The sequence below is a fragment of the Micromonospora sp. NPDC050980 genome (assembly GCF_040653835.1).
GTDB lineage: Bacteria > Actinomycetota > Actinomycetes > Mycobacteriales > Micromonosporaceae > Micromonospora.
Genome location: NZ_JBFAGS010000001.1, coordinates 613,329 through 627,266 on the forward strand (window position 1 = coordinate 613,329; position 13,938 = coordinate 627,266).

Sequence of the window (13,938 nt, forward strand, 5' to 3'; positions counted from 1 at the left end):
CCCCTTCTATACCGGAGGCGTTAACAGGGGGCCCCTCCTTGCACCTGGGGCAGGATGGGGGGCCGGGGAAAGGAGGGTGGCGTGGGGCTGTCGCAAAAGGTTGGTCGGCTCATCGGCGTACGTGAGCATGTGGTGGACCCGGGCGGCGGTGGCGCGGCCCGCGTGCCGCGGCAGGCGTCGGCGGTGGTGGTGGGCGGTGGCATCGCCGGCATGTCGGCGGCGGTGGTGCTGGCCGAGCGCGGCGTGGCGGTGACCGTGCTGGAGGCCGCCCCGCACCTCGGCGGCCGGCTCGGCGCCTGGCCGGAGGCGCTGTCCGACGGCCCGCAGCGCAACGAGCACGGCTTCCACGCGTTCTTCCGGCAGTACTGGAACTGGCGGTCGATCCTGCGCCGCGCCGACCCGACGCTCGGCTTCCTCAAGCCGATCCCGGGCTACCCGATCCTGTCCGCCCAGTGGCCGACCGAGGAGTTCGGCAAGCTGCCGCCGGCCCCGCCGGCGAACCTGCTGGCGCTGCTGCTGCGCAGCCCGAGCCTGCGCCTGGCCGACCTGCGCGCGATGGATCGGGACGCCGCCCTGCCGCTGCTCACCTACGATCCGGTGCGCACCTACGCGGAGTTCGACGGGCGGACCGCCGACGACCTGCTCACTTCGTTGCGGCTGCCGGACCGGGCCCGGGCGATGCTGTTCGAGGTCTTCTCGCACTCGTTCTTCAACCACGAGGCGGAGATGTCGGCCGCCGAGATGATCGCCCAGTTTCACTTCTATCTGCTCGGCAACCCGGAGGGGTTGGCCTTCGACTGCCCGGACGAGGACTACGCGACGGCGATCTGGGAGCCGTTGACCCGGCACGTGGAGCAGCACGGCGGCCGGGTGCTGACCGGCACCCCGGCGGCCCGCCTGGACCGTACCCCCGAGGGTTGGCGGGTGACCGGCGCGGACGGCGACACCTGGGCGGCCGGGCACGTGGTGCTCGCCGTCGACCCGCCGGCGCTCGCCGCGCTGGTCGCCGCCTCCCCCGGCCTGGTCGCGGCGGCGCCCGAGCTGGTGGCGCGGATGCCCGCGTTCGGCGAGCCCGGTCCGCCGTACGCGGTGGCGCGTTACTGGATGGACGGGGACGTCCGCGCCGACCGGGCGGTGTTCAGCGGTGTCTCCCGCCAGCCGACGCTGGACTCGGTGACGCTCTACCACCGGCTGGAGGCGGAGCCGCGCCGCTGGGCGGAGCACACCGGCGGCTCGGTGGTGGAGTTGCACGCGTACGCCTGCGAGCCGGACGTGCCGGCGGACGAGCTGGCCGCGCGGATGCTGCGGGAGCTGACCGCGCTCTGGCCGGAGGTCGCCGACCTGCGGGTCCGCGAGCTGCGCGCCCGGGTGGAGGCGCAGGCCCCGGCGTTCACGCCGGGCAGCCACGCCGGCCGGCCCGGGGTACGCACCGACGCCGAGGGGCTCTACCTGGCCGGGGACGGGATCCGCACCGAGTTCCCGAGCGCGTTGATGGAGCGTTCGGCGGCCACCGGGATCATCGCGGCGAACCACATCCTGCGGGCCGAGGGGGCGGCGGCCGAGCCGGTCCGCTCGATCCGTCCCCGGGGGCTGCTGGCGCGAACCGCCGATAAACGATCGTAAGACCAGCGTGCTGCCCCTACTCGGCGGCGGTGCTCGCCGCTCGCTGTCCGCCTGGCCGGCGCGGTCGGCCGGGCCACCGTCCGAGGGCGGATCGAAATACGTTGCCCGGGTTTCCGGTGTCGATCTACCGTGAACGCGCAAGGTCAACCACCGTTCCGGGAGCCGTCCATGTCGCTGCGATCCGCCACCACGACGCCGTCGTGGCCGCTCGGTGACGGCTGCCCATGGTCCGGACGACTCGACTGACGCGCGCCCGCGCGTCCCGTCGCGCCGCCCGGTCCCCCTGGACCGGGCGGCTTTTTCGTACCACCGATCGTGAAGGGAGAACCCGGTGGACGCCGTCCTCGTCATCAACGCCGACCTCGGCCCGCTGCACCGGGTCACCGTCCAGCACGCGATCCGGATGCTCTGCCGGCGGGTCGCCGAGATCCACGAGGCCGAACCGGACCGGCTGATCGGCGTCTTCCCACTGCCGCGGGTGGTCCGCCTCGTCCGGTACGTGGTGACGCGCTGGCGGTTCCGCGCCGGCCCGGCCTGGTCCCGGGCCGGGGTGCTGGCGCGTGACGGCCGGCGGTGCGCCTACTGCGACGGCCCGGCCAGCACGATCGACCACGTCCTGCCGCGCTCGCGCGGAGGCCGGAACACCTGGGGGAACACCACCGCCGCCTGCTACGCGTGCAACCAGCGCAAGGGCGACCGGACCCCGACCGAGGCGGGCATGCCGCTGCGGCGGGAGCCGACGACCCCGAACTGGGCGTCGCTGGCGCGGTGACGGCCGGCCGGCGGGCACAGGGGGCGGTGTCGGGGGTAAACCCCGGCGCGGCGCCCGCCGGCCCCGACCAGCTGAGATCTTGGAAGGAAGTGGCCCTCAGCGGGGCCGCCATCTTCCAAGATCTAGCGCAGCGCGTGCTTCTCAGACATTCGTGGGAGTGGCCGCAGGCGGCTCGGCGGCGTGGTGACGCAGGAACTCGGCCGCCCGGCGGGCGTTGAGGTGGACCTGCCAGCCGGCCAGCGCGAACATCACCGCCACCAGTCCGAAGAGGGCCACGAACGCCGGTGAGGTGACGCGGATCAGCATCTGACCGAGGTTCACCGTCACCAGCCCCGCCGCCAGGACGACCCACCATCCGCTCTCCACCATCTGACGCGCGACGAGAGTGAGTGTCGGCAGGTCGGCGTCGGGGCCCGCGGTGCCACGCCGCACCTGCTTGATCAACCGGGATCGCCGGCGCATCGGCATGGCCCACATCGGGGACTCCCGGCTGGACCGGTACCGCCCACGGCGGACGGCCCACCCGACGGCGCCGACCTCGACGACCAGGCCGAGCACGACGAGGACCACGCCGTTGATCTGTGCCGCCGCCGGGGCGTCTCCCTCCCACCAGCTCGACCAGCCCGCGCCGAACAGATCGCGGGCAAGCAGGACTCCGAGCGCGCCGAGCACCCCGAACACCAGCGCCACGCCGAGCATCAGCCCACGGGTCCGCCGCCTGCCCCGCTGGATCAGGCGTGCTTCGTCGTCGCGACCGTCCATCATGGCCTCCCCCGTCCGCCGCCTGGGGCGTACCCTCGGGGTGTCGCGGGCAAACAGCGGTCAGTGCGGTGCCGGCGGGGTCCAGCCGAAGCGCGGCGGCCGGCGCTCGTTCGCCGCCGCCACCCCCTCGCGGGCCTCGCCGCTGTCCCGCACCTGGGCGTGCCACCAGGCGATCCGGTCGGCGTCGGCGCGACCGTCGACGATCTCCTTGGCCGCGGTCACGGTGAGCCGGGACCGCTCGGCGATCGTGGCGGTCAGCGCCGCCACCCGGTCGGCGAGCGCGGCGGGCGGGAGCACCTCGTCGACCAGGCCGATCCGCAGCGCCCGCTCGGCGTCGACGAGGTCGCCGGTGAAGAGCAGGTGCTTGGCGGCGGACGGCCCGACCAGCCCGGCCAGCCGCCGCGTGGTCGGCACGGGATAGACCAGGCCGAGCCGGGCCGGGGGTACGCCGAAGCGGGCGTCCGTCGCGGCGAGGCGCAGGTCGCAGGCGACGGCGAGCTGGCAGCCGCCACCGACGCAGGCCCCCTCGACGGCGGCGACGGTGGGGCGACCGAACGCGGCGAGCCGTTCCTCGGCGGCGACCGCGATGCTGCCGTCACCGGCGGCCAGCAGCTCGTCCAGATCGCCCAGGTCGGCGCCGGCGCAGAACGTGCCGTCCGCGCCGGTGAGCACCAGCGCCCGCACCGCCGGGTCGGCCTCCAGGCCGTCGAGCAGCACCGGAAGTTGGCGCCACATGGCCGGGGTCATGGCGTTGCGGCGGGCCGGATTGTGGATCATCACGGTCGCCACCGGGCCGGTCACGGTGACGGTCAACTCCGCGTCGGACATGGGGCAGACCGTAACGGGCGGGGCCCGGTGACCACCCAGGTGGGGTGGCCGCCGGGCCCCGGGGTCGGGCGGTCAGATCAGGAGACGTTGACCGCGGTGTCGTCGACGACGAACGACGTCTGCAGGGAGACGTCCTCCTTGCCGGTGAACTTCAGCGTCACCGTCTGCCCGGCGTACGACGCCAGGGAGAACGACTTCAGGCTGTAGCCGCTGGCCTTGTTCAGGTTCGAGTAGGTGGCCAGCGTCGCCAGCACGGAGCCGGACGAGTTGAGCACCTGCACGGTCAGCTTGTCGTACTGCACGCTCGACGTGGTCTCCGACGAGTCGATGTGCAGCCAGAAGCTGAAGTTGTAGCTCGAGCAGCCCGACGGCAGGCTCACCGACTGCGCCAGCGTGTCGGTGTGGGTGCTGCCGTAGCCGTCCAGCCAGGCGTTCCAGGTGCCGCCGTGGGTCGGCTGGCCCTGCGAGCCGTACTGCCCGATCACCCCGGAGGTGGCCGACCAGACGGTGTTGCCGGACTCGAAGCCCGGGTTGCCGAGCTTCTGGCCGGGGCTGGTGCAGCCGCCGCCGCTGCCGGTGACGGTCAGCGTGTAGGTGGCGGTCTTCGTGCCGGACGCGGCGCTGCCGGTGACCGTCACCGAGTAGGTGCCGGACGGGGTGCCGGAGCTGGTGGCGATGGTCAGCGTGGACGACGCGCCCGAGGTCACCGACGACGGGCTGAACGACGCGGTGGCGCCGCTGGGCAGGCCGGACGCGGAGAACGTGACGGTCTGCGCGCTTCCGCTGGTGGTGGCCGTGGCGACGGTGGTGGACACCGAACCACCCGCGGTCACCGAACCGGCGGTCGGCGAGACCGAGACGGAGAAGTTGTTGCCGGTGGAGCTGCACGGCGCGTCGCTGCCGGCCACGTTCACCGCGGTCCACGCCGCCTGGACGGCCTTGTACTCGGTGGAGCAGTTGCCGTACAGGTCGGTCGCCGCCTTGAGGGTGTACGCCCGGGCGGTGTTCGCCGGGTTGCTGGTGCTCACGTACTGGGTGCTGGAGGTGAAGTACACGTCGAGCGCCCGGTACCAGATCTTCTCCGCCTTGGCGCGGCCGATGCCGGTGACCGCCGGGGCCGAGCCGCAGACCGGCGAGGTGCCGTACGCGGTGGAGCCGGTGCCCTCGGCGAGGTTGAAGTAGAAGTGGTTGCCGACGCCGGAGGAGTAGTGCACGTCCTTGTTCTTCGTGCTGGTGGACCAGCAGGAGTCGGACGAGCCGTCCAGCGACGGGTTGTACATGTAGCGCAGCGGCGTACCGTTGCCGTTGATGTTGATCTTCTCACCGACCTGGTAGTCACCCGGGTCGCTCGGCGCGGCGGCGTAGAACTCCACCATGTTGCCGAAGATGTCGCTGGTGGACTCGTTCAGGCCACCGGACTCGCCGGAGTAGGTCAGGTTGGCCAGCGCCTCGGTGACGCCGTGGCTCATCTCGTGCCCGGCCACGTCCAGCGACACCAGCGGCCGGGCGTTGCCGGAGCCGTCGCCGTAGGTCATCTGGGACCCGTCCCAGAAGGCGTTGACGTAGTTGTTGCCGTAGTGCACCCGGCTCGGCACGCCCTGCCCGTTGCCGAAGATGCCGTTGCGGCCGTGAACGTTCTTGAAGTAGTCGAACGTCTTCGCGGCGCCGAAGTGGGCGTCCACGGCGGCCGACTGCCGGTTGGAGTTGGTGCCGTTGCCCCACACGTTGTCGGCGTCGGTGAAGGTGGTGCAGCTTGAGGTGCCGTTGTTCATGTCGCAGGTACGGCCGTTGCCGTGCGACGGGTCGATCATCTGGTAGGTGCTGCCGGAGAGCGTCGTGTCGATGCTGACCGTGCCGGTGTAGATGCCCTGGCCGCTGCCGACCACCGACTCGATCTCGTCGTACGAGCCGATCACCTTGCCGGTGGTGGCGTCGGTGATCACGTGCAGCTTCGACGGCGTCTGCTTGTCCGCCTTCCACCCGCTGGCGACGGTCTCCCAGGCCAGCCGGCCCTTGCCGCTGCTGGCGTCGACGAACAGCTCGGGCGCGCCGACGGAGGTGAGGCTGCCGGTGAACGCCTTGCGCGCGCTGGCCTTGGCCGCGGACGCGCCGACCTTGGCGGTGGTGCCGAGGGTGAGTGGGGCGGACAGGCCGACCGAGGTGCCGGTCAGGGTGCCGTTGGGGGCGGTGTGGACGACGAAGTCACCGCCGTAGACCCGCAGGCCCTGGTAGGTCCGGGTGTAGCGGGTGTGTGCCGCCCCGGAGGGGTCGACCTTGGTGCGGACGGCCCGGTAGGCCTCACCGCCGGCACCCTGGACGGCGCCCGGGTTGGTGCGGATCAGGCTGTCGGCCCGGGCCACCGCGCTGGGCTCGGGGCTGGGGGCGCTGGGCGCGGCCGCGTGCGCCGTGGTGGTGACGCAGGCCAGCACGCCGCTGGTGAGCAGCGCTGCGCTGGCGGCGGCGACGGATCTCTTCACGTGCCCTCCTGGAAGGAGAAGTTGTGACGGGGGTAGTCACTGATGTAGATATAGCTGAGACATCGACAGGCGTGAAAGAGGGCGACGGCTTCCCGTCGAAGACATTGACCGAACGGATGAGGGAGGCGCGGTGGTCCGGAACCACACGGCCCCGTCGCGCGTCCGATCCGGTATGAGAGCAGCCCCCGCCGTGGCGGCCGTCGTCGCCGCCCTCCTCGTCCCGCTCGCCGGCTGCGCCGGAACCGACCCACCGGCCCGCGTCGACCCGACCGCCACCGCGCTGCCCGGGGTCGAGGTGACGCTCGTGAAGTCCGGCGGCATCGCCGGGCTGACCGACACCATCACCGTCGAGCCGGACGGCCACTGGACGAGAACCGACCGGGCCGGCAACAGCAAGGAGGGTCAGCTCACCGGGAGCGACCTGCGTCGGCTGCGGCAGCTCACCGCCGACCCCCGGCTCACCGCCGAGGCCGCCGTCACCGTGCCGGCGACCATGTGCGCCGACGCGTTCAACTACCAGCTCACCGTCGGATCGACCACCAGCGCCTACGTGGACTGCCCGCCGCAGGCCACCCCGCCGCCCGCCACCGCCGAAGTGGTCGACCTGCTCACCGACGCGACCGGCTGACCGGGCCGCTCACCCGCCGGACGCCGTGCGCCCGGCCGGGAGACGCGCCACCTCAGAACCGGTAGTCGTCCGGCAGGCCGGTGGCGCGCAGCTCGGGCGGCAGGTGAGCGGCGTCGTTGAGCGCGATCACCGAGGGCGGGCCGGCCGAGCTGTAGCGGATCACGGTCAGCGCGCAGTTGGCATGGCCGAGCCCGATCCACCGGCGGGCCGGCGCCTCCAGCGCGTGGCACACCAGCCAGGCCACCAGGAAGTTGTGGGTCACCACCAGCTCCCGCACGTCGCCCTCAGCCGGAGGGGTGGCGAACCGGGCCACCGCCTCCGCCGTCACGCGCGGCCCGTCCCGCCGTTCCCGCCCGGAGAACTGGGCGAGGAACGCGGCGTGACGCTCGGGCAGGCCGGCCTGGTCGGTGTCGTGCGGCATGTGGTCGCCGGCCCGCTCGTCGGCACGCACCGGGACACCGGGCAGCGCGGCGGCGACAAGCGCGGCGGTCTCGGCCGCCCGGGCCAACGGTCCGTGGTGCACCGCGTCGACCCGCGCCCCGCGCAGCCGCTCACCGAGCAACATCGCCTGCCGCCGGCCCCGCGCGGAGAGGCCGACCTCCGGAGCCTCCGCCCCGGTCTCCTCCTGCTCGCCGTGTCGGGCCAGGAACAGCAGGCGGCTGCCCATCGGTCACCTCACCAAGATCGGGGAACCGACCCTAGCCGCCCGCCCCCGATCTCCGCAGCCCCCGATCAGCCGTTCGCCTACTGCTCGCGCGGGTGCATCTGGCCGATGCGGATCCGGTTGCCGAACGGGTCGCGGATGCCGAAGTCGATCCCGTACGGCCGGTCGGTCGGCTCGTCGGTGACCTCCACGCCCTTGCCCACCAGGTCCGCGTACGTCTGGTGCGCGTCGTCGGTGGTGAGGAACAGGAAACCGCCGGCGGCACCCTTGGTGAGCAACTCCCGCACCTGCTCGGCGGTCTTCGGGTCCAGCGCGGGCGGCCCCGGCTTCTCCAACAGGATCTCCCGCTCGACGTCCCCCGGCACGTTCACCGTGAGCCAACGCATGAAGCCGAGATCCTGGTCGGTGTTCACCTCAAGGCCCAGCTTGCCGACGTAGAAGTCGAGCGCCTCGTCCTGGTCCAGGACATAGATCTGGGAGCGGGAAATCGAAGTCATCGTCATGCCGACGACGCTAGACCAACGCCCTGACCTAGCGCTTATCCAAAAGTGACGGGTCTGGTCCAGGACTTCACGAAGCAGCTCGGCACACCGGCGGCACCGGACCGGCGCCGCCGGAATTGGCTCGGCGACTCACCGACGATCTCCCGGAACGTCCGGCTGAACGTGCCGAGGCTGGTGAAGCCGACCGCCAGGCAGATGTCGGTGACGTCCCGGTCGGTCTCCACCAGCAACGACATGGCCCGCTCGACGCGCCGGCGTTGCAGGTAGCGGTGCGGCGTCTCGCCGAACGTGGCCCGGAAGGTGCGGATGAAATGCGCCGGCGAGACGTGCGCGATCCGGGCCAGCGCGGGAACGTCCAGCGGGCGCGCGTACGCCCGGTCCATCGCGTCCCGGGCCCGCAGCATGGCCCGGTTGGACTCCTCCACCGCACGGCTCATCACCTCGCAGGCTACGCCTGCAAGGCGGGGCCCCCTGTTAACGCCTTCTGCATAGAAGGGCGCCCTTCTCACATGACAGCGTCGCCCCCGCCGGCGCAAACGGGGCAACGGCGGTCCCGGCCGGATGAGACCACCCCGCCGAGTGCCGACGCTTCGGCGGGGCCTTCGCTTCCGCGTGCCCGGGCGCCTCGACGATCGCGCCCGGCATGCCGCCCCGGGGCGCCTGATGGAATTGGAGCCCCCGGCCGGGATCGAACCGGCGACATCTCGCTTACAAGGCGAGTGCTCTGGCCAGCTGAGCTACAGGGGCGCATGTGACGGGCTCAGCATAGCGACTGGCCACCGGAAATCCCGCCCGGCAGTGCTCCCCACCACGGAAAACGTCACCTTCCCGACCGGGCACCTGTCGATGGATCGCCGTCGAATCGCTTCGATGGGCGGGAGATTGATGTCTTGCCGTGCCCCGGTGACCGAAATGTGTATGCCATCCGTCCCACCCGCTGCCCCTCGCCTTGGCACGATCGTGAAAGCCGTTTACGGTGCAGTGACACGGACGACACTCCGGCCGGCCTCGGCTGCCTGGGTGACGCGCCGTTGGCCGGCACCTCGGGTGCCGGTCGCTCCTTCACTCGGATCGTCCGGCACGTTCCTGCCGGTGAAAGGAAGCGCTCCATCATGGCTACGGTCACCTACGCGAAGGCGTCCCGGATCTATCCGGGCACCGAGCGCCCCGCCGTCAACCAGCTCGACCTCCAGATCGGCGACGGGGAGTTCCTCGTCCTGGTCGGCCCGTCCGGCTGCGGCAAGTCCACCAGCCTGCGGATGCTCGCCGGCCTGGAGGACGTCGACGACGGCGCGATCTACATCGACGACCGGGACGTCACGCACCTCCCGCCGAAGGCCCGCGACATCGCGATGGTCTTCCAGAACTACGCCCTCTACCCGCACATGACGGTGTACGAGAACATGGCGTTCGCCCTCAAGCTGCGCAAGACCTCGAAGTCGGAGATCGACCGGCGGGTCAAGGAGGCGGCGAACCTCCTGCAGTTGGAGGAGTTCCTCAGCCGCAAGCCGAAGGCGCTCTCCGGCGGTCAGCGCCAGCGGGTCGCCATGGGCCGCGCGATCGTCCGGGAGCCGCAGGTCTTCCTCATGGACGAGCCGCTGTCGAACCTCGACGCCAAGCTCCGCGTGCAGACCCGTACCCAGATCGCCTCGCTGCAGGCGAAGCTCGGCGTCACCACGGTCTACGTCACCCACGACCAGGTCGAGGCCATGACCATGGGTCACCGGGTCGCGGTCATGCTGGACGGCGTGCTCCAGCAGGTGGACACCCCGCGTGCGCTCTACGACACCCCGGCCAACGTCTTCGTCGCCGGCTTCATGGGCTCCCCGGCCATGAACATCAAGACGGTGAAGCTGACCGAGCAGGGCGCCGCGTTCGCCGAGATGACCGTGCCGCTGACCCGCGAGCAGGTCGCGGCGGCCCGGGCCGAGGGCGGCGACGGCAAGGTCACCGTCGGCTTCCGCCCGGAGGACTGCGAACTGGTCAGCCCGTCCGACGGCGGCATGCCGGTCGTGGTCGAGCTGGTCGAGGACCTGGGCTCCGACGCCAACATCTACGGCCACGCCGCGCTGGAGGGCCACGACGAGCGGTTCGTGGTCCGCACCGACCGGCGCAGCATGCCGAGCATGGGTGAGACCGTGTTCGTCAAGCCGCGGGCCGGGCGCAACCACGTCTTCAACGCCGCCACCGGCAAGCGGATCTGACGTAAGCGACGCAGAAGGGGCGGTCCGCGGTGGCGGATCGCCCCTTCTGCGTACGCGGGGTCAGACCTCGACGGTACGCCGGCGGGCGACCTCGGCCAGCGTGACCGCGGCAGCGACGCTGGCGTTGAGCGACTCGACGTCGGAGACCATCGGGATGCTGACGGTCAGGTCGCAGGTCTCGCCGACCAGGCGGGACAGGCCGCGCCCCTCCGAGCCGACCACCACGACCAGCGGGCCGACCGCGGCTTCGAGGTCGTAGAGGTCGGTCTGCCCGTCGGCGTCCAGGCCGACCACGACGAACCCGGCCTCCTTGCACGCCTTGAGCGACCGGGTCAGGTTGGTGACCTGGGCGACCGGGACGCGCGCGGCGGCGCCGGCGCTGGTCCGCCAGGCGGTCGCGGTGATCCCCGCGGCCCGCCGCTCGGGTACGAAGACACCCTGCGCGCCGAACGCGGCGGCCGACCGGATCACCGCGCCGAGGTTGCGCGGATCGGTGACGCCGTCCAGCGCGACCAGCAGCGGTGCGGCCTGCTCCAGCGCGGCGGTGACCAGGTCCTCGAACGGCTCGTAGGCGAACGGCGGCACCTGGAGCCCGACGCCCTGGTGCAGCACCCCGCCGGTCATCCGGTCCAGCTCGGCGCGGCCGACCTCGAGGATCGCGATGCCTCGGTCGGCGGCGGTGCGGACGATCTCCTTGACCCGGTCGTCGACGTCGATGCCCTGCGCGGTGTAGAGCGCCGTCGCCGGCACCTGCGCCCGCAGCGACTCCAGCACCGGGTTCCGCCCGACGAGCAGCTCGGGGCTGTCCTTCGCCGGGTTCGACTTGCGGCCGGGGGAGACCCGGGGCCCGGACCGCCCGGCAACGGGCTTGCCGCCGCGGCCCTTGGCGGTGGGTACGCCCCGGCCGCCGCCCTTGCCCCAGGTGGTGTCCTTGGTGCCCGGCTGGCCGATCTTGGGCGCGCGGCCCTCCTCGGCGGCGGCCCGACGTTCCTTGTCCTGCTTCCAGGCGGTGCGCTGGGGCAGCTTCTCGGTGCCCGAGTAGGCCTTGTGCCAGGGGCGCTCGTCCGCGGGCAGGGTGCGGCCCCGCCCGGCGAGGGTGTCCTTGTTCTTGCCACCGGTGCCCTTGGGGGCGCCCGCCTTCGGCGTCAGTCGCCGGCCACGGCGCTGCGAGTTGCCGGCCATCAGTCCTGCTCTCCAATAGTCCAACGCGGGCCCTGGGGGGTGTCCTCGACGGCCACGCCGGCCTGCTTGAGCTGGTCGCGGACGGCGTCGGCGGCGGCCCAGTCCTTGCGGCCGCGAGCCTGGGCGCGTTGCTCCAGGGCCAACGCGATCAGGGAGCCCACCACGCCGCGCAGGTCGTCCGCGCGGTCGCCGCCGGTCCAGGCCGGATCCAGGGGGTCGACGCCGAGGATATCCAGCATCGCCCGGGCTGCGGCGAGCGTCGTGCGGACGGTCACATCGTCGCCGTCGCTCAGCGCCGTGTTGCCGTCCCGGACCACCTCGTGCAGCACGGCGAGCGCCGCCGACGTGTTGAGGTCGTCGTCCATCGCCGCCACGAAGCCCGCCGGCAGCCCGTCGGCCCGGCCCGCGCCGACCTGCTCGGCCGCCCGCCGCACGAAGCCCTCGATCCTCCGGTACGCGACGGCGGCCTCGCGCAGCGCGTCCTCCGAGTAGTCGATGTGGGACCGGTAGTGCGCGGCGGCGTAGTAGTAGCGCAACTCCACCGGGCGCACCCCGAGCGAGGCCACGTAGTCGAGGTCGAGCGTGTTGCCCAGCGACTTGCCCATCTTGGTGCCGCCGATGCCGAGCAGACCGTGGTGCACCCAGTAGCGGGCGAACGGCAGGTCGGCGGCCTGCGACTGGGCGACCTCGTTCTCGTGGTGCGGGAACGTCAGGTCGAGCCCGCCGCCGTGGATGTCGAACTCGGCGCCGAGGTAGCGCCAGCACATCGCCGAGCACTCGATGTGCCAGCCGGGCCGACCCCGGCCCCACGGCGACGGCCAGGAGGCGTCGGCCGGTTCGCCCGGCTTGACGCCCTTCCAGAGCGCGAAGTCACGCGGATCCCGCTTGCCCCGGTCGGGCGCGTCCCCGGCGGGCTGCATGTCGGCCGGCGACTGGCCGGACAGCGAACCGTAGGCCGGCCAGGAGGCCACGTCGAAGTAGACGTCACCGGAGTCGTCGCCGGCCGGGTAGGCGTGCCCGGTCTCGATCAGGCGGGCGACCAGCTCGTGCATCTCCGGGATGTGCCCGGTGGCCCGCGGCTCGTAGGTCGGCGGGAGCACGTTCAGCGCCCGGTAGGAGGCGGCGAGGATCTGCTCGTTGGCGTAGGCGATCGACCAGAACGGCCGGCCCTGCTCCATGGCCTTGGCCAGGACCTTGTCGTCGATGTCGGTCAGGTTGCGGATGAAGGTGACCTCGAAGCCGTTGGCGACCAGCCAGCGACGCAGCACGTCGTAGTTGACACCCGAACGAAGGTGGCCGATGTGCGGGGGCGCCTGGAGAGTGAGACCACACAGGTAGACCCCCACCTTGCCGGGCTCCCGCGGGACGAAGTCCCGCACCGATCGGGTGGCGGTGTCATACAGGCGTAGCGTCACGTCACAAGGGTAGCCGTCCGCACCTTTCCCGGTTGGCCGGTGCCGGGTCGTACGCTGCGTGCTGTGGACACGGCGGCACGCCCTCCGGAGACCGCGCAGACCCTGGACCGGGGCCTGCGCCTGCTGCACCTCGTCGCCGACGCCCCGGGCGGGTTGACCGTCACCGAGGCGGCGCATCGGCTGGGCGTCGGCCGGGCGGCGGTCTACCGGCTGGTCGGCGCGTTGACCGGGCACGGCATGCTCCGGCGCGACGGCGAGGGCCGGCTGCGGATCGGTGTCGGCGTGCTGCACCTGGCCCGCCGCGCGCAGCCGCTGCTCGCCGAGGGGGCGATGCCGGCGTTGCGCCGGCTCGCCGAACGGACCGGGGCGACCGCCCACCTGACCGTGGTCGAGGGCGGCGAGGGGGTGGCGCTGGCAGTGGTCGAGCCGAGCTGGACGGCCTTCCACGTGGCGTACCGGACCGGTTCCCGGCATCCGCTGGAGCGGGGTGCGGCGGGCCGGGCCGTGCTGGCCGGACGGGCCGGCGACCCCGGGCCGGTCAGCACCAGCGGCGAGTTGCAGTCCGGGGCGTACGGGGTGGCCGCGCCGGTGCTCGGGGTGCCCGGCTGGGAGGGCAGCGTCGGCGTGGTGTCGCTGACGCCGCTCGACGTGACCGAGGTCGGCACCCAGGTCACCGCCGCCGCCACGGCGGTCGCCGCCGCGCTCGCCTGATCCCGACCGCCCACCCCTCACGTGCGCGGGTCCACCCCGCTCACCGCCAGCTCGGGGAAGTGGCGGAATCAACCTGGCCTGAACCCACCACCTCGGCGTAGTGGTGTCGCACCGGTAGCGGGACGATGCATCTAGCACATCAGACGGTGGCGTGGTGGTTGTCCACAGG

13 protein-coding genes and 1 tRNA gene are annotated in these 13,938 nt (G+C 72.4%); 5 read left to right on the forward strand and 9 right to left on the reverse strand.

The genetic code is table 11. The features are described from left to right. The first annotated feature begins 81 nt into the window (after positions 1-81). Both AB0H28_RS03015 and AB0H28_RS03020 read left to right on the forward strand, forming a co-directional pair. Positions 82-1,623 carry an FAD-dependent oxidoreductase gene (locus AB0H28_RS03015; RefSeq protein ID WP_358033300.1) on the forward strand — a complete coding sequence of 514 codons (1,542 nt, stop codon included), beginning with the start codon at positions 82-84 and terminating at the stop codon, positions 1,621-1,623. Positions 1,624-1,954: 331 nt separating this feature from the next. Next, a complete protein-coding gene (locus AB0H28_RS03020; protein WP_358033303.1) occupies positions 1,955-2,395 on the forward strand; it encodes an HNH endonuclease in 441 nt (146 codons plus the stop codon). Between the two features lie 141 nt (positions 2,396-2,536). Here the strand turns inward: AB0H28_RS03020 and AB0H28_RS03025 are convergent, their stop codons facing one another. The 3 genes from AB0H28_RS03025 to AB0H28_RS03035 form a co-directional block, all read right to left on the reverse strand. Further along, positions 2,537-3,157 (reverse strand): hypothetical protein, encoded by a 621-nt coding sequence (locus AB0H28_RS03025; RefSeq protein ID WP_358033305.1) that lies wholly within the window; start codon positions 3,155-3,157, stop codon positions 2,537-2,539. A gap of 60 nt (positions 3,158-3,217) precedes the next feature. Continuing rightward, on the reverse strand, positions 3,218-3,985 hold the full coding sequence (locus AB0H28_RS03030) for an enoyl-CoA hydratase/isomerase family protein (RefSeq protein WP_358033308.1): 768 nt from the start codon (positions 3,983-3,985) through the stop codon (positions 3,218-3,220). A 77-nt stretch (positions 3,986-4,062) separates the two neighbouring features. Continuing rightward, positions 4,063-6,462 carry a M4 family metallopeptidase gene (locus AB0H28_RS03035; RefSeq protein ID WP_358033311.1) on the reverse strand — a complete coding sequence of 800 codons (2,400 nt, stop codon included), beginning with the start codon at positions 6,460-6,462 and terminating at the stop codon, positions 4,063-4,065. 172 nt (positions 6,463-6,634) lie between these two features. Between AB0H28_RS03035 and AB0H28_RS03040 the strand changes: the two genes are divergently transcribed. Beyond that, positions 6,635-7,090: a hypothetical protein gene (locus AB0H28_RS03040; RefSeq protein ID WP_358033314.1), complete on the forward strand. Its 456-nt coding sequence runs from the start codon at positions 6,635-6,637 to the stop codon at positions 7,088-7,090. A 52-nt stretch (positions 7,091-7,142) separates the two neighbouring features. On the opposite strand, the gene AB0H28_RS03045 is transcribed toward AB0H28_RS03040, so the two are convergent. The 4 genes from AB0H28_RS03045 to AB0H28_RS03060 all read right to left on the reverse strand — a co-directional run bounded on the left by AB0H28_RS03045 (position 7,143) and on the right by AB0H28_RS03060 (position 9,004). Beyond that, complete coding sequence (locus AB0H28_RS03045) at positions 7,143-7,757, reverse strand: histidine phosphatase family protein (protein ID WP_358033316.1); 615 nt, start codon at positions 7,755-7,757, stop codon at positions 7,143-7,145. A gap of 77 nt (positions 7,758-7,834) precedes the next feature. After that, entirely contained in the window at positions 7,835-8,257 is a 423-nt protein-coding gene (locus AB0H28_RS03050; protein WP_358033318.1) for a VOC family protein, read from the reverse strand. 35 nt (positions 8,258-8,292) lie between these two features. Beyond that, on the reverse strand, positions 8,293-8,694 hold the full coding sequence (locus AB0H28_RS03055; protein ID WP_358033321.1) for a helix-turn-helix transcriptional regulator: 402 nt from the start codon (positions 8,692-8,694) through the stop codon (positions 8,293-8,295). 233 nt (positions 8,695-8,927) lie between these two features. After that, a tRNA-Thr gene (locus tag AB0H28_RS03060) sits at positions 8,928-9,004 on the reverse strand. A 365-nt stretch (positions 9,005-9,369) separates the two neighbouring features. On the opposite strand from AB0H28_RS03060, the gene ugpC reads away from it, so the two are divergent. Then, entirely contained in the window at positions 9,370-10,461 is a 1,092-nt protein-coding gene (ugpC, locus tag AB0H28_RS03065) for a sn-glycerol-3-phosphate ABC transporter ATP-binding protein UgpC (protein WP_358033325.1), read from the forward strand. 60 nt (positions 10,462-10,521) lie between these two features. On the opposite strand, the gene rlmB is transcribed toward ugpC, so the two are convergent. Both rlmB and cysS read right to left on the reverse strand, forming a co-directional pair. Beyond that, on the reverse strand, positions 10,522-11,643 hold the full coding sequence (gene rlmB, locus AB0H28_RS03070) for a 23S rRNA (guanosine(2251)-2'-O)-methyltransferase RlmB (RefSeq protein ID WP_358033328.1): 1,122 nt from the start codon (positions 11,641-11,643) through the stop codon (positions 10,522-10,524). Next, on the reverse strand, positions 11,643-13,058 hold the full coding sequence (cysS, locus tag AB0H28_RS03075; protein ID WP_358033330.1) for a cysteine--tRNA ligase: 1,416 nt from the start codon (positions 13,056-13,058) through the stop codon (positions 11,643-11,645). The genes rlmB and cysS overlap by 1 nt, the downstream gene beginning before the upstream one ends. A gap of 63 nt (positions 13,059-13,121) precedes the next feature. On the opposite strand from cysS, the gene AB0H28_RS03080 reads away from it, so the two are divergent. Continuing rightward, positions 13,122-13,769, forward strand: coding sequence for a helix-turn-helix domain-containing protein (locus AB0H28_RS03080; RefSeq protein ID WP_358033332.1), 648 nt, complete (start codon positions 13,122-13,124; stop codon positions 13,767-13,769). Positions 13,770-13,938 lie beyond the last annotated feature (169 nt).